Annotated in this window: 13 protein-coding genes; 4 read left to right on the forward strand and 9 right to left on the reverse strand. The window is 66.4% G+C overall.

The window, feature by feature from the left end:
* Positions 1-78: 78 nt before the first annotated feature.
* Positions 79-1575, reverse strand: coding sequence for an APC family permease (locus tag MJ122_RS05970; protein WP_239742950.1), 1497 nt, complete (start codon positions 1573-1575; stop codon positions 79-81).
* 373 nt (positions 1576-1948) lie between these two features.
* On the opposite strand from MJ122_RS05970, the gene MJ122_RS05975 reads away from it, so the two are divergent.
* The 3 genes from MJ122_RS05975 to MJ122_RS05985 are packed head-to-tail and all read left to right on the forward strand — an operon-like array spanning position 1949 to position 6131.
* A complete protein-coding gene (locus tag MJ122_RS05975; RefSeq protein ID WP_239742952.1) occupies positions 1949-2725 on the forward strand; it encodes an efflux RND transporter periplasmic adaptor subunit in 777 nt (258 codons plus the stop codon).
* Complete coding sequence (locus MJ122_RS05980; RefSeq protein WP_239742953.1) at positions 2722-4038, forward strand: HlyD family efflux transporter periplasmic adaptor subunit; 1317 nt, start codon at positions 2722-2724, stop codon at positions 4036-4038. Before MJ122_RS05975 ends, MJ122_RS05980 begins: the two co-directional genes overlap by 4 nt.
* Positions 4038-6131 (forward strand): efflux RND transporter periplasmic adaptor subunit, encoded by a 2094-nt coding sequence (locus MJ122_RS05985; RefSeq protein WP_239742955.1) that lies wholly within the window; start codon positions 4038-4040, stop codon positions 6129-6131. Before MJ122_RS05980 ends, MJ122_RS05985 begins: the two co-directional genes overlap by 1 nt.
* 97 nt (positions 6132-6228) lie before the next feature.
* Here the strand turns inward: MJ122_RS05985 and MJ122_RS05990 are convergent, their stop codons facing one another.
* A complete protein-coding gene (locus MJ122_RS05990; protein ID WP_239742957.1) occupies positions 6229-7074 on the reverse strand; it encodes a nitrilase family protein in 846 nt (281 codons plus the stop codon).
* Positions 7071-8600, reverse strand: a complete 1530-nt coding sequence (locus MJ122_RS05995) for a cytosine permease (RefSeq protein WP_088421061.1) — start codon at positions 8598-8600, stop codon at positions 7071-7073. Before MJ122_RS05995 ends, MJ122_RS05990 begins: the two co-directional genes overlap by 4 nt.
* A gap of 285 nt (positions 8601-8885) precedes the next feature.
* Between MJ122_RS05995 and MJ122_RS06000 the strand changes: the two genes are divergently transcribed.
* Positions 8886-9800: a LysR family transcriptional regulator gene (locus MJ122_RS06000; RefSeq protein ID WP_088421062.1), complete on the forward strand. Its 915-nt coding sequence runs from the start codon at positions 8886-8888 to the stop codon at positions 9798-9800.
* Between the two features lie 112 nt (positions 9801-9912).
* Here MJ122_RS06000 and MJ122_RS06005 read toward each other — a convergent pair whose 3' ends face one another.
* The 6 genes from MJ122_RS06005 to MJ122_RS06030 are packed head-to-tail and all read right to left on the reverse strand — an operon-like array spanning position 9913 to position 15372.
* Complete coding sequence (locus MJ122_RS06005; RefSeq protein WP_239742959.1) at positions 9913-11019, reverse strand: response regulator; 1107 nt, start codon at positions 11017-11019, stop codon at positions 9913-9915.
* Positions 11009-12772 carry an ATP-binding protein gene (locus tag MJ122_RS06010; RefSeq protein ID WP_239742962.1) on the reverse strand — a complete coding sequence of 588 codons (1764 nt, stop codon included), beginning with the start codon at positions 12770-12772 and terminating at the stop codon, positions 11009-11011. Before MJ122_RS06010 ends, MJ122_RS06005 begins: the two co-directional genes overlap by 11 nt.
* A complete protein-coding gene (locus MJ122_RS06015) occupies positions 12765-13739 on the reverse strand; it encodes an ATP-binding SpoIIE family protein phosphatase (RefSeq protein WP_239742963.1) in 975 nt (324 codons plus the stop codon). The genes MJ122_RS06010 and MJ122_RS06015 overlap by 8 nt, the downstream gene beginning before the upstream one ends.
* Positions 13736-14086 (reverse strand): ATP-binding protein, encoded by a 351-nt coding sequence (locus MJ122_RS06020; protein WP_172419278.1) that lies wholly within the window; start codon positions 14084-14086, stop codon positions 13736-13738. Before MJ122_RS06020 ends, MJ122_RS06015 begins: the two co-directional genes overlap by 4 nt.
* Before the next feature lie 7 nt (positions 14087-14093).
* The gene (locus MJ122_RS06025) at positions 14094-14519 is read right to left on the reverse strand and encodes an STAS domain-containing protein (RefSeq protein WP_017519182.1); all 426 of its coding nucleotides are present in this window, start codon (positions 14517-14519) and stop codon (positions 14094-14096) included.
* Positions 14520-14529: 10 nt separating this feature from the next.
* Entirely contained in the window at positions 14530-15372 is an 843-nt protein-coding gene (locus tag MJ122_RS06030; protein WP_088421066.1) for an STAS domain-containing protein, read from the reverse strand.
* Positions 15373-15433: the final 61 nt, after the last annotated feature.

The following is a 15433-nucleotide window of genomic DNA, read 5'->3' on the forward strand; positions in this document are numbered from 1 at the left end:
CCTGTCCGTGCCGGCTTTGCGGGGCCAGCAGGGCAGGGCGTGGGAACAGAGGCGCCGGCCAATGCCGGCGCCGATGAGTCAGCCGGCGCGGCCGGCGAAGCTCAGGCTGGTGGCGAGGCGGCGGTGCGGTTTGGCGATGAACAGGTAGGCCAGGCCGAACAGGGCGAGGGCGGAGAACACCACGATCACCGCCCAGACCTGGAACCAGGGCGCGCCGGGCGGGGCGAGCATTTCCCGCGGCCAGGCCACGTTGATTGCCTCGAACACTAGCCAGACCACGGCGACGACGTTGACCAGCAGGCCCTTGCGGCCAAGCTTCAGCGCGCCCTTGTCAGGGTCCCAGCGCCCAGTCAGGCGGGCGTAGAGCGCGCTGGCGGCGACGATCAGGAAAACGAAGAAGAAGCCGCCGCTGCCGAAGGCGATCAGCGTGCCGACCGCAGTGGCGTTCAGCCCCAGCGCGAGGCCCAGGCTGGCCAGCAGGGTGCTGCAGACCATCGCCGCCATCGGCACCTTGCGCTTGTCCACGCGGCGCAGCAGGGCAGAGCCGGGGAGGATTTCATCGCGGGCCATGCCGAAGATCGCGCGGCCGATGTAGGTCTGCACCGAGACGACGCAGGCGACGAAGGCCACCAGCACGATGGCCACGAAGGGTTGCTCGGCCCAGGCGCCGAAGGCATCCACCACCGCGGGTGTCACCGGGTCGATGATCTGCCCGCTGACGACGGCGGCCGGGTCCTTGTACGACAGGGTGACGGCGAAGGCGGTGAGCATCACGGTCAGCCCGACCACCAGCATCGAGCGCAGGATGGCGCGCGGCGTGGAGACGCGGGCGTCGGTGGTTTCCTCGGAAATCTGCGAGCAGGCGTCGAAGCCGAGGAAGGCCCAGCCACCCACCGCCAGCGCGGTAAGGAAGCCGCTCCAGTAGGACCCGCCGGATGCCTCCAGTGCGCCAAGGCTGCTGAACAGGATCTCGACGGAGTGGTTGCGGAAGAACAGCAGCAACAGCACGCCGATGCCGATGGAGGCGATGGCCTCGGCGAAGATGCCGGCGTTGACGAAGTACTTCAGCGGGTTGATGCCCAGCAGGTTCACCCCCAGCCCCAGGGCCAGCAGCGCTGCGCCGCAGAGCACCTGGGCGTTGGCCGATGGCGGCTCGCCGGTCACCAGCAGGCCGAGCCAGAAGCCGCCCAGGTAGGCAACGGTGGTCAGCGAGGCGAGGGCGGAGGCCAGGTAGAGGAAGCCGGTGAACCAGGCCGCGCGGTCGCCGATCAGCCGCCGCACCCACTGGTAGCAGCCACCGGCCAGGGGAACCTGCGAGGACAGCTCGGCATACACCAGCGCCACGGTCAGCTGCAGTAGCAGGCACAGCGGCACGACCCACACCCAGGACGGCCCGACGCTCATGGCGCCCAGGGACATCACCGAGTAGATGCCCACGACCGGGGAAATGGTGGCAAAGCCGACGGAGAACGAGGACCACAGGTTCAGCCCGCGGTCCAGCTCCTGGCGGTAGCCGTGGCTGGCGAGCAGGCTTTCATCGCCATTGACGGCGGTGGAGCTGCGAAGGTCAGACATGCCGGCCTCCGATGTTCAGGGATAAGGGGGATTCACGGCCAGGCATGAGCGGGCGAAGGCGCATGGGAGATCCTCGGGGCAGTTGGAGTTGTTATCGAGAACCCGCGTCTCTTTAGGACGGCTGAGTAGCTGGCGCTGTCAGTACAGCACGTGGCCAGATTAGGGGGCTGCAGCATCAGGAAAAATTCATATTTGATTGGGCTGACATCAGCTCGGGCTGATGTTTATCGGGCGGCTGCCGGATGGATGTCAGGGCGGGCGGTGGATTGCCCATGGCGCCAGCGCCAATAAATACTGGCAGAATGCTCTACGGATATTTCCTACCGCCCATGGCTCACATAGACTCGCGCTTCGTGATTCGGGAGAGCGAAGGATGCGCAGGCAAGTGCAGTGGGGATTCTGGAGTTTGCTGGCCTTGGCTGGCAGTGCGCAGGCGGCCGAACCCGTGCCCGATCCGTTGTTGCCGGTCGCCACCGGCGAGGCTGGCAGCAGCCGGGACATCCGGGGTGTGCTGCATGCCCGCGATCAGGCGATGCTCTCCAGCGAGCTGGCGGGGCGGATTCTCGAGATGCCGTTTGCCGAGGGGCAGCCTTTCAAGAAGGGCGATGTCCTGGTGCGCTTCGACTGCTCCGCCTATCAGGCCCAGCTCAACGCTGCCCAGGCGGGTGTGCGCGCCGCGTCTGAGGAACTTTCCCATAACCGTCAGTTGGCTGCGCTCAATTCCGTGGGGCGCTACGAAGTGGCCCTGGCCGAGGCCAGGCAGGCCGAAGCGCAGGCCCAGGCCCAGGTTTATCAGGTGCAGGTTCGCCGCTGCGGTGTGCAGGCGCCCTACGACGGCCAGGTGGTGCAGCGCAAGGCGCAACCCTTCGAAAGCGTGGCCAGCGGCGCTCCCCTGCTGGAGATCGTCGACAACCGCAGCCTGGAAATCCGCCTGCTGGTGCCCTCGCGCTGGCTTTCCAGGCTCAAGCCGGGGGAGCACTTCAGCTTTACCCCGGACGAAACCGGCCAGCCGCTGCAGGTCGAGGTCAAGCGCCTGGGAGCGCGTATCGACGAGGCCAGCCAGACCCTGCTGCTGATCGCCAGCGTACCGCCCACCGCGGGCCTGGTCGCCGGGATGAGCGGCACCGCGCAGTTCGCGGAGCGCCCATGAACGCATCGGTCGGCGGCGCCGAGCGGGTCTTCGCGCTGTTCCTCGGGCTGGAGCGCCAGGCGCGCCAGGCTGCCAGTACCGAGCAACTGGCCTTCGCCATGGTTAACGACGGCCAGGCCTTGTTCGGCTTCCATCACGCCGCCCTGCTGATCGCCGGCAAGGCGCGTGCGCTCACCGGAGTCAGCGTGGTCGAGCCGAACGCGCCGTTCGTGGCGTTCGTCGAGCGCGCCTGCGGACAACTGCAGGCCAGCGGTTCGCATACTGCGCCGGGCATGGTCGAGCCCGAGGTGCTGGATGCCGCATGCCGGAGCGACTGGCAGGCATTGTCAGTTGCCCAGGCCTATTGGCTGCCCTTGAAGACTCGCGCCGGTGAAGTCTTCGGTGGACTCTGGATCGCCCGCGAGCAGCGCTTCAGCGAAGCGGAACAGGCCCTGCTGAGCCAGCTTGGCGATACCTATGCCCATGCCTGGCTTGCCCTGCAGCCGGGCAAGCCCTGGCGCCTGCGCTGGCCGAGGAAGAAGCTGCTGGTGCTTGCCGGTGCGCTTTGCCTGCTGCTGCTGTTGCCGGTGCGCCAGTCCGTGCTGGCTCCGGCGGAAGTCGTACCGCAGGGTGGCCGGGTCGTCGCCGCTCCGCTGGATGGCGTCATCGCCGAGTTTCTGGTCAAGCCCAACCAGCCGGTGCTCGCCGGCGACCTGCTGGTGCGCTTCGAAGCCACCACCCTCAAGGCCCAGGTCGACGTCGCCGAGCGTGCCCTGGGAGTCGCCGAAGCCGAATTGAAGTCGAGCACGCAACGGGCCTTCACCGACGCGGAATCGAGCGCGCGCATCGACCTGCTGGCCGCCCGTGTCGAACAGAAGAACGCGGAGCTGGAATACGCCCGGCAACTGCTCGCGCGCAGCGAGGTGCGCGCCGAGCGAGCCGGCATCGCGGTGTTCGCCGATGCCGAGCGCTGGACGGGCCGGCCGGTGCAGACCGGCGAGCGATTGATGCAGATTGCCGACCCGGCGCAGGCCGAGCTGCGCGTCGAGCTGCCAGTCGGCGACGCGATTGCCTTGCAGCCCGGCGCCGAGGTGGCGCTGTTCCTCGACAGCGATCCGCTGAACCGTTACGACGCCCGTCTCGAACGCTCCGCCTACGAGGCCCAGGCCACCGCGGCCGGACAACTGGGCTACCGCCTGGACGCCAGCTTCATCGATGCCGTGCCGCGTATCGGTCTGCGCGGTACCGCCAAGCTGTCGGGTGACCGTGCGCCCCTGGCCTATTACCTGATGCGGCGGCCGCTGGCGGCAATGCGCCAGAGGCTCGGTTTCTGATGCTGCCCGCGCTGCGCCCCGACCTGAGCCTGTCGGTGGCCGCGCCGAACTTCGACGGCTCGCCGCAGTGGACCCTTGCCGACCCCCTGCGCGGGCGCTACTTCAAGCTCGGCGCCAGTGCCGTGCGGCTGTTGCAGCACTGGGCGCTGGGCGATCCCCAGCGCGTGCTGGCGGCAGCCAACGGCGAACCCGGCGGGCCACTGGGCGACAACGAGCTGGAAGAGTTGCTGCGTTTCCTGCGCGGGCACGACCTGATCGCCGCCGTCGATGCCGAACAGCGCGCCAGCTATGCCAGCAAGGCGGCTTCGATGCGCCAGAGCCTGTGGCAGCGCGTCCTGCACCAATACCTGTTCTTCCGCGTGCCGCTCTGGCGCCCGGATGTTTTCCTCAACCGCGCCTGGCCGGTCCTGGCGCGCAACGGCGGCTGGCTGTTGCGCTGGGGCCTGCCAACCGTGCTGTGCCTGGGATTGTTCCTGGTGGCGCGCGACTGGGATCGCTTCGTCTCGACCTTCCCACACCTGTTCAGTTTCGGCGGGGCACTGGCTTTCGGCGTGGCCCTGACCTTCGCCAAGCTCTGCCACGAGTTCGGCCATGCCCTCATGGCCAAGCGCGCCGGCTGCCGGGTGCAGAGCATGGGGCTGGCCTTCATGGTGCTGCTGCCGATGTTCTACACCGACGTCAGTGACGCCTGGCGCGTCAATGACCGGCGCTCGCGGCTGCTGATCGGTGCCGCAGGCGTGCTCGCCGAGCTGGTGCTGGCAGTGCTGGCGTTGCTCGCCTGGTCGCTGTTGCCGGACGGGCCGGCGCGTACGTCGGCCTTCATGCTCGCCAGTGCGACGTGGATGACCACCCTGGCAATCAACCTGAACCCCTTCATGCGCTTCGACGGCTACTTCCTGCTCAGTGACCTGTGGGGCGTGGAGAATCTCCAGGCGCGCGCCTTCGCCCTGTGCCGCTGGCGTCTTCGCGAGGCCCTGTTCGGCTATGGCGAGCCCAGGCCGGAACCCTGGTCGCCAACCATGTCGCGGCGCTTGCTGATGTGGGGCTACGGCTCCTGGCTGTGGCGGGCCGTGCTGTTCTTCGGCATTGCCCTGGCGGTGTACCACCTGTTCTTCAAGGTGCTGGGCATCTTCCTGATGCTCGTGGAGCTGGTGTGGTTCATCGGCCTGCCGATCTGGAAGGAGTTGCGCGAATGGTGGAAACGCCGCGACCAGGCCGAAACCGGCAAGGTCCTGCGTACCGCCGGCGGCCTGTCAGTGGTACTGGCGCTGCTGGCGCTGCCGTGGAACGGTTCGGTGGAGGTCCCGGCGCTGCTCGAGTCTTCGCGTACCAGCGCCTTGCACGCGCCGGTGGCGGCGCGCCTCAAACAGCTGCACGTCAGGGACGGACAAACGGTGGCGCAGGGCGAGCTGTTGCTGGAGCTGGAGTCCCCGGACCTGGATTCGCGACAGGCCATTGCCCGCCGCAAGATCGAGATACTCCAGTTGCTGCTGCGCCGCCAGGCGGGGCGCAGCGAAACCGTGGCGGATGCCGGCATTCTCGAACAGCAGCTGGCTGAGGCGGTGGCCGAATACCGTGGCTTCGCCGCCCAGCGCGAGCGACTGCAGTTGCGAGCGCCCCAGGCCGGGGTCGTGCGCGACCTGTTGGCCGATCTGAGCATGGGGCGCTGGCTCAAGCCCGCCGACCCGCTGGTGCGTATTGTCGAGCCCGGCCTGCGCCTGCGTGGCTACCTCGCCGAGGACGATCTGTGGCGGGTGGAGGCGGGGGCCGAAGGCCGTTTCATCGCCGACGATCCGACCCGTTCGGCGTTGCCGGTGCGCCTGGATGACATCGATGCCAATGGCGTGGCCTTCGTCGAACTGGAAGCGCTCAGTTCCGACCACCAGGGCCCGATCGCCGTTCGCCGGGATGGCCAGCAGCGTGCCGAACCGGTGCGGGCGCAGTATGGCGTACGCCTGAGTCCGCTCGAAGCTGCGGCCGAGCTCGCCCAGCCGATACGAGGCGTGGTGGTGCTGGACGGTCGCGGGCAATCGGTGCTGGGCTATGCCTGGCGCCGGCTGGCGGCGCTGGGTGTGCGCGAGAGTGGATTCTAGTCGACACCCTCGATAGTCCTCGGGAACAAGGAGCCGAACCTGTTCGCTGGCCGGTCGCCCGCTCCATCCTCCCTGGGTATCGCGCCACCTGCCAAGCTCAGGCGCCGAGCAATCCCTGCTCGCCATAGAGCCTGGGACGGCGGTCCTGATGGAGATGGTTATGGCGGCTGATGCGCTTGTTCCGCGCCCGGGCCAGGTCCAGCGTGGCGAGCAGTATCTGCTCGCCGCCCTCGGCCGGGCCGGCCAGCGGGAAGCCGTCGGCATCGACTATCACCGAGCCTTGTACCCAGTCCACGCCACGCTCATGGCCATGGCGGTCGCACGCGGCGATGAACAGGCGGTTCACCGATGCGTTGGCCTGCACCCGCACGACTTCCGCCGCCCGCTCCTGGTCGGGGCGAGGCCCCCACGGCCAGTTCACCGGGGCGCACAGCAGCTCTGCGCCGGCCAGGGCGGGCAGGCGTACCCACTCGGGAAATTCCAGGTCGTAGCAGATCATCACCGCGATCATCCCGAAGGTGGTCTCCACTACCGGCGGTGCTTCGCTGCCGGGGGTGAAGATGGCGTTCTCGCCATCCCACAGGTGCGCCTTGCGATAGACCGTACGCAAGCCGCGGGCATCCACCAGTGCAGCGCTGTTGGCGACCCGTTCGTCTTTCAGTCGCTCGCAGAAGCCCCCCACGATGACGATGCCCAGTTCGCTGGCCAGCCTTTGCCAGAGCTGCAGCGTCGGGCCGTCCTGCGCTTCGGAGAAGGCGAGCGCTTCGGCGCGGTCTTCGAAGACGTAGCCGCTCTGCGCGAGCTCCGGCAGGACGATGACCTGCGCGCCGCGCAGCGCGGCGGTGCGGATCGCCCGTTCAGCGACGCGCCGGTTATGGGTCGGGTCCCCGACGATGGGCGCCAGTTGGCAGCAGGCCACGGTGACCGGTTTCGATGCAATCATGGCTGGGGTTCCTGCAGGGGGCGTGGTTGAGGGCCGGCGCAAGGGCGGGCCGCGGAAAGAATGTCGGCTTCGCTGATTGCGTCGATGACGCGGCGTTCGGCTTGCAGATCCAGCGAGCGGCTGAGCATGAAATAGGTCAGGCCCGATACCAGCAGGCCGACCAGCCAGGCGATATCCACGCCATCGAGCATCCGCGCGATCGGGCCGACGAAGACCTCCTTGCCGGCCGAGGCGTCGTAGATGTAGAAGAATGGGATCATGCAGGCGAAGCCGACGACATACGCCAGGATGCCGCGCATCTGCCAGGCGCCGTAGAGGCCGTCGGGCGTGAAGAAATGCGGGATGGCGTAACGGCCCTTGCGCACGGCGAAGTAGTCCACCAGGTTCACCGCGGTCCAGGGCACCAGGAAGTAGAGCATCAGCACCAGGAAGGTATTGAGGATGGAAATGCCGTTGCCGCGGATCGAGAGCACGCAGGCCAGCAGCACTGCAGTGATGGCCAGGATCGACAGGACGCGGGCGCGGGGGGTGGGAGAAATCCGCCGCACGGAATCCACCCCGGTCAGCAGCGTCAGCATGGCGCTATAGGTGTTCAGGGCGATCACCGGCAGGAAGCCCGCCACCGACACCAGCACCAGTACATGGCCGAGGCCCGGCAGCAGCGACGACCCGACCCGGTCCAGCGCCACCAGGGCGTCGGAGGCCTGCAGCAACTGCGCAAGCCAGGCGCCAAGGCCGATCATCCACGCACCCGACAGCGATGCGCCGAGAAATACCGCGGCGATCAGCCTGGCGCGGCTCGTGTTCTTCGGTAGATACCGCGAGTAGTCCGATACATAGGGCGCATAGGAAATGTTGTAGCTGGCGGCAATCGCGAACTGCGTGGCGAAGGCTACCCAGTGGAAGCCCGGCGGGTTCGCCGGCGCCGCCGGCACCTCTGCCTGGCCGGCCCCGAATATCAGCGCCACGGTCACCAGGGAGTAGAGCGGCAGGGTCAGCATCAACGCCCATTTGAAGGCCTTGTGCATCAGGTCATGACCGTAGATCGACAGCAACGCGCCCACGGCGATCACCGCGCAGGCGACCGGCAACGGTTCGAGGCCGAAGACGTTGTGCAGTCCATCCATGATCAGCGAGACGTTGACCACGTTGAAGCCGACGAAGACGAAGAGGGTGGCCAGCAAGGCGAGCACGACGCCGCGATAACCGAACTGGGCCCGCGACTGGATCATCTGCGGCAGGCCCATTTCCGGCCCCTGGGAGCCGTGGAAGGCCATGAACAGTGTGCCGAACATGATCCCCAGCGCGCCGGCGAGGGTCGTCCACAAGGCGGAGAGGCCCAGGCTGGGGCCGACGAAGCCGATGGAAATGGTGAAGAAGTGGAAATTGCCCAGGAACCAGAAGGGACCCTGGCTGGAGAGCCGCGCATGGCGCTCGGATTCGGGAATGTAATCGATGGAGTGGCCTTCGATGGCCAGCCCGATGCCGGCTTCGGCAGTGTGGGCGGTATGGCTGGACCCGGACATGGGAACGCTCCTGCTCAAGGCGATATTGTTTTTGTGAAGGATCGACACCGCCACTTACACAGGGTATCCATCTATGCTGCGCTGCGGGTGGCTGCCTTGTCGAAGCGGGCCCGCGCTTCCCCCGATGATTCCCTGCAACCCTTGATGGCAAAGGTTGCTCGCGCTCCTCGGGGGTGCATGTTGGTGTCGTCCTGGGCAGAATCTAGGCCTGCTCGAAGCGCCGTAAAATACGACGCTTGCACTGTTTACATAGATCGAAGCCTATTTAATGCGCTCGGGGGCAAGATGCTCGGAAACGTTTCGGAACTGGATATCCGCCTGATCCGCGTCTTTCTCGCGGTGGTCGAGGCGGGCGGCATCTCCGCGGCGCAGGGCACGCTCAATACCACCCAGCCGACCATCAGCGCCCAGTTGGCGTCGCTGGAAACCCGCCTGGGTTTCCGTCTTTGCCAGCGCGGCCGCGGTGGGTTCGCCCTGACGCCCAAGGGCAGCCAGTTCCTCGATGCTGCCCGGCGTCTGCTGGCAGCGGCGGAGGGTTTCCGGCTCGAAGTGCAGCAGATCAACCGCACCCTCAGCGGCACGCTGAACATCGGCCTGCTCGGGCAACTGGACCCCCAGGCGAACAAGCAGATCGCGCTCGCCGTCGCGCGGCTGCGGGCTTGTCACCAGGGCCTGTGCTTCCAGTTCACCGAACTGTCCTCGAGCTTTCTCGAAGAGAAGCTCATCAATGGTCATCTCGACCTGGCGATCGGCTATTTCTGGCGGCGGCTGGACACCCTGGATTACCTCCCGCTGTTTCGTGAAACGCAGATTGCCTATTGCGGCGCTACCCACCCGCTCTACGGGCAGGCCGGCGGGCTGGAGTACGCCGACGTGGCCGACCACGAGTGGGTCTGGCCCAGTCATCCCCTTCCGGAAATGCCGGCTCCCACCGCACTGGAACGGCTGACGGCGCTGACCGACAGCATGGATGGCGCTGCGCTGCTGATCCTGTCGGGACAACACCTGGGCTTCCTGCCCGAACACTATGCAGCCCGGCATGTCGAGCAACAGCAACTGCGCGCCCTGAGTCCGGGTCTGCTGCGCTATGAGGTGGACTTCCAGGCTGCCACGCGCCGCTCATCCCGTCCGGGTGAACTGGTTGGCGCGTTCCTCGAGGAACTGGTCGAAGTGTTCGACGTGCAGGCAACGGCACGGTAAGGCCCCCTGCCGTCCATTGACCGGGTGGCGAATCTCGGAGGGTTGGCTCTTGTTCCAGGGCCGCCTCGCAAGCAGATCGCGACAGACCAGCGTATCCGGTGATGCTTGCGCTTCAGTCCAGGCTTGCCGGCACTTCGATCTCCACCACGGCGCGATGGTCTTCGTTGCGAAAGCCCACTTCGCCGCCGAAGCTCTCGCAGAGCGCCTTGACGATGGGCAGCCCCAGTCCCCAGCCCTTGGTGTCGCTGCGCGTGGAGATGAAGTAGGGCGTGGCGAGGTTGTTCAGCACTTCCACCGGGAAGCTGCCGGCGTTGCTGACGCTCAGGCGCACCCTCTGCTCTGCCCGTGACAAGGCGATGCGTATCGGTTGCTCTGCCACTCCATGCTTGGCCGCATTGCCCACCAGGTTCTCCAGGATGCGCAGGAATGCCGTGGTATCCCAGATCACCTCACCGAGCGCACCCTCCAGTTCCAGCGACAGCGGATTGGAGACCTGCAGGCCGAGGGTGCCGATAGAGTCCTGTATCCAGGCCGCCAGGTCGATTCGCTCGCCGCTCAGCTTGATGCCCCCGCCGATGCTGACGTGGGAGATATCCAGCAGGTTGGCGACCATGCTGTCCACGCGGCGCAGGTTGTCCTCGACGATCTTCAGCAGTTCGTCGGTCCGCCGGGTCGGGCGGCGCAGCATGAGCCCGGTGGCCATGGTGGCGGCAGCGAGCGGGGAGCGCAGATCATGGCTGAAGGAGCGCATGAAGCGCTCGAGCATGATCTTTTCCTTGCTGATCTGCTCGGTGCGCGCCTCGGCCCAGTCGCGCTGGCGCTCCACCCGTTGCAACCGCGTGTTGCTCTTCATCAGGCTGCCGATGGTGGCGATCAGCTCGTCGGGGTTGATCGGATGGGTCAGGTAGGCGCGGGCGCCGACGTTCAGGCCGGTGGCCTTGTCCTTGCCGCTGACGAAGGTCGCCGAGATGTTGATGATCGCCGGCAGGCGTTTCGGCCCGAGGCGGCGCTCGGCCTTCTGGATCAGCTCGAAGCCGGTCATGTCCGGCAGGTTGATGTCCAGGATGACCACGTCCACGCCCTGCAGGATCAGCTCCAGTCCCTCCGCGCCGGTGGCCGCTTCCAGCACCTGGTACTGGGAGCCGTCGGCGACTATCTTGCGCAGGATGTAGCGGTTGGCCTCCAGGTCGTCGATGACCAGGACCCTCTTAGCACCCATGCTGTTGCTCCTCCATCAGCCGCGACACCTCGCGCAGGACCTGCTCGCCATAGTCCGCAGCGGACTTCTGCACGATGGCCCGCGAATGGCGCGCCAGGTGCTGGCGAGTCGAGTCGTCCAGTGGCTTGGCGGTGTTGATCACGACACGCGAGTGCATGCCCCAGTCCATGTTCTCCAGCAGGTCCTCGCCGGCGATGTCCGGCAGGTCGAGGTCGAGGAAGATCAGGTCCGGACGCACCTCGTAGAGCATCTCGATGCTCGCCGCGCCGTTGCTGGCCTCATGGATCGAGGCCTGGCAAGGGCGCAGCAGTGTCGCCAGCAGGTAGCGATCCGCGTCGCTGTCGTCCACCACCAGGATATTCATCCCACTGAGATCGACTGCCGGTACCTCGATGGTTGCCTCGTCATGCTCGCGTCTGATGCGCAGCAGGAAGCGGCTGCCGAGCCCCGGGCTGCTGTCCAGGGTGATGCCGCCATGCAGCAGGCTGGCCAGGCGTTGCGCCAGCGGCAGGCCCAGTCCGGTGCCCTGCACCTTGCCCAGCTCGGGGTTGCGGATGCGCGAGAATTCCTCGAAGACCCGCGCCAGGTTTTCCTCGGCGACACCGATGCCGGTGTCCTCGACCAGGAACTCCACCGTGTCGTGGTCGGGCAGGTAGGCGCGCACGCTGATGCGGCCTTCCGGGGTGTACTTGAAGGCGTTGTCGATGAGGTTGCGCAGGGCCTGGAACAACAGGTGCCGGTCGGTATGCAGCAGGACATCGCTCGCCGGGACTGCCACTTCCCATTGCAACCCGGGATAGCGCAGCGCGATGGCGCTGGCGCACTGGCGCAGCTGCTCGGTGAACTCGGCCAGGGTGAAGCGCGTGGGCGCGATCTCGATGCGACCGGACTCGGCCTTGGACAGGTCCAGCAGTTCGTTGACCAGGCCGGACAACTCGGAGGCGGCTTCGCTGATGAAGGCCACCTGGCGCTGCTGCTCGGGGTTGAGCGGCCCGTCGTGGCCGTTGAGCAGCAGTTGGCTGATGTTCTCGACGATATTGATCGGCGTGCGTATCTCGTGGGTCATGTTGGCGAAGAAGCGGCTTTTCGAGGCGCTCGCCTCGCGGACTTCCTCGTTGGCCTTCTCCAGCTCCGAATACAGCGCGACGACCCCCTTGTTGGTGTTCTGCAGCTCCAGGTTGATCGCTTCGAGCTCGAGCTGCTTGTTCTGCAACTCGGCGGTGGTCAGCAGCAGTTCGCTGCCGCTCAGTTGCAGTTCGACGAAGGGATCGGCTGCGCCGTTGTGCTGAAGTTGCAGGCGGATGGCCTGGACCTGGCCGGCACCGGGGGCGGCGCGGGAACCTGAAATGTACTTGCAGGCACGTATCCGTGTGCCCTCCGGTGAGGTGCGGATGTCGAGCTCGTCCATCAGCCGCTGCGCGCCCCGCAGGCCCAGGCCCATGCCGGTGCGGGAGACGTAGCTGCCCTCGAGGATGCGCTCGACATCCTCGATCCCGGGCCCCTCGTCCCAAGCTTCCACGCATAAGCGCTCCAGCACGCCGCCGGGGCTGCTGGCAATGTCGAAATGAAACAGGCCGCCGCCGGCGTACTGGTAGGTGTTGCGCGCCAGCTCGGAAACCGCCGTGGCGAAGCGGATCTGCTCAAGGTTCGGCAATTCCAGCCAAGCTGCGATCTGCCGCGCGCTCTGGCGGCAGGTGACCACATCGATCTCCTCGCGGATGCGAACGGTGGCGATGCGAAGCGTGTCAGACATGTTTGAGAACCACCAGGGTTGCGTCGTCGTTGTGCCGTCGAAAGTCACGGTGCAGCACGCCGGCAATGACTGCCGGGTGACGCGTGGCCAGGCCCGGATAGGCGCCCAGGTCGAAACGGCTGCCGATGCCATCGGAGGCCATCAGCAGGACGGTGGACGGCGACCAGGGATAGCTGAAGCTCTTGATCCGGCCGATCCGGTAGCCCACCGTGCCGTTGCCCGAGACCATGCTGCGGCTGCGCCCGTCGTCGAGCACGCCGAGGATGTTGCCCATGGCGCAGAAGCGCACCTCACATTGCTGCGGCAATACTTCGGCCAGCGCCACGGCGCCGCCACGGGTCGAAGCCAGCGCATGGTGCATACGTTCGAGCAACGTTTCCTGTGGCAGGTTCAGATCATGTTGCAGGAAGATTTCCCGCGCCCGCGAGCTGGCCAGGCTGGCGGCGTGGCCATGGCCCAGGCCGTCGCAGACCATCAGCCGGTGGCCCTTGCAGGCCCAGGAGTCGCCGCAGCTTTCCTCCCCAGGGTAGGGCGTGCTGAGGCCGGCGACCGTCAGCGGGGCGCTGGGGGCCTGCAGGTCGAAACCGGCGAAGACCACGGTGCCCTGGCCGGGCTGCGAGTAGAGGTCGAAGGTGTCGGCCAGGCGTTTGATGGCGCCAAGGCCCGCACCCATGGTGCCGGCCGTGGAAAAGCTGTCGCTCAGGCAACGCGCCACGTCCTGCATGCCCGGTCCGCGATCCACCGCGAGCAGTTGCAGGCAGCGCTCGTTCTGGAAGTACAGCATTTCGCCGCCATGGGCGTGCAGCACCAGGTTGCGCGCCATTTCCTGGATCACCAGGGTCAGGCGGTCCAGCAGCGGTTGCCCGGCGCCGGCGTCGCGCGCCAGGTTGACCGCCGCGCGGCGCGCGGCGTCGATGTGGGCGGTATGGGAAACCGCCAGGTTGAACTGCAGGGCTGCGTCGTTCATTTCCATTTCCAAAGCTCGATGGTGGTCCCTGTCCCTGGCGCGCTTTGGATGGTGAACTGATCCACCAGCCGGCGCGACCCGCTCAACCCCAGCCCCAGGCCGTTGCCGGTGGTGTAGCCATCCACCAGCGCCTGCTCGAGGTTGGCGATGCCCGGGCCCTGGTCGCTGATTACCAGATGCACGGCCGCGCGGCCTTCGCGATGGGTGATTTCCAGCAGGCACTCGCCGCCGCCGCCGTAGAGCAGGGCGTTACGCGCGATTTCACTGGCCGCGGTGACGATCTTGGTCTGCGACACCAGGCCCAGGCGTACTTCCTCGGCGGCTTTGCGGACCTTCTGGCGGATCACGACAATGTCAGTTTCCTGCTTCAGTGGGAGCGTTTGTGTCGTCGTCACTCTCCGGCCCCCTGTCGTCCGCCTCGTCATCCAGGCTGTTTTCCAGCCAGCGCATGCCTTTTTCGATGTTGAGCGCCGTGGCGATGCCTTCCAGCGAGAGGCCGAGTTCGACCAGGGTGATGGCCACCGCCGGCTGCATGCCGACCACTATCACCTTGGCATCGAGAATGCGCGACACGTTGGCGATGTGGGAAAGCATCCGGCCGATGAAGGAGTCGACGATTTCCAGCGCCGAGATGTCGATCAGCACGCCGCGCGCCTTGTGGCGGACGATCTGCTCGGTGAGGTCCTCCTGCAGGTCCATGGCCAGCTGGTCGTGCATGTCCACCTGGATGCTGAGCAGCAGGTACCTGCCCATCTTGAGAATCGGGATGCGATCTACCATGGCGATATCCTCAGCGAGCCCTGTCCGCGTGGGTGATGCGTACGCCCAGCTGCTTGAGGGCGAGCTTGAAGGCGTCGGCCAGCGAGGCCTTGGTCACCACTTCGCCCAGTTCCACGCCCAGGTGCACGATGGTGGCGGCGATCTGCGGGCGGATGCCGCTGATGATGCACTTGGCACCCATCAGCTTGGCCGCGGTGATGGTCTTGAGCAGGTGCTGCGCGACCATGGTGTCTACCGTCGGCACGCCGGTGATGTCGATGATCGCCAGGTCCGATTCGGTCTCGACGATCTTCTGCAGCAGCGATTCCATGACGATCTGCGTGCGGTTGCTGTCCAGCGCGCCGATCAGCGGCACCGCCAGCACGCCGTCCCAGAGCTCCACCACCGGCGTCGACAGCTCCAGCAGGCTTTCCTGCTGTTCGCGGATTACCGCCTCACGGCCGCTCATGAAGTATTCCAGGCTGAACAGGCCGAGCTGGTCGATCAGCTTGCTGATCTGCCAGACCGACTCGAGGGTGGCATCGGGCTGCTTCTGCAGCAGCGAGAACAGCGGCTCCTTGAGGGAAAAGATGAAGGTGGCGGTTTCCGATGGGCTGAAGCCCTGCCGCGCCTGGGCCAGGGAGAGGCGCTCGAGCTGCGACTTGAGCGGCTTCCAGATCGCCGACTCGAAGTTCGGTACGCCCTGGGCCAGGGCCATGGTGAAGGCCTTGAGCAGGTCCTGGGAGTTCTGCTGGACCGCGCGCTCGTCGATCAGGTCCAGCCGCAGCCCTACGGCTCGCTGTGCCTCCATCCAGTCGGCGAGGAGCTGTTGTTCGTTCTGTTTGAAGAGTTCTGCAAGCGAAGTGTCGAGCATGGTCGGCTTCCCGGTTGTGTGAATGGGCGAAACGGCATGGCGGAACCGACTCGGGAAAAAA

It is taken from the genome of Pseudomonas sp. DP-17, from assembly GCF_022380625.1.
Lineage (GTDB): Bacteria > Pseudomonadota > Gammaproteobacteria > Pseudomonadales > Pseudomonadaceae > Pseudomonas > Pseudomonas nitroreducens_A.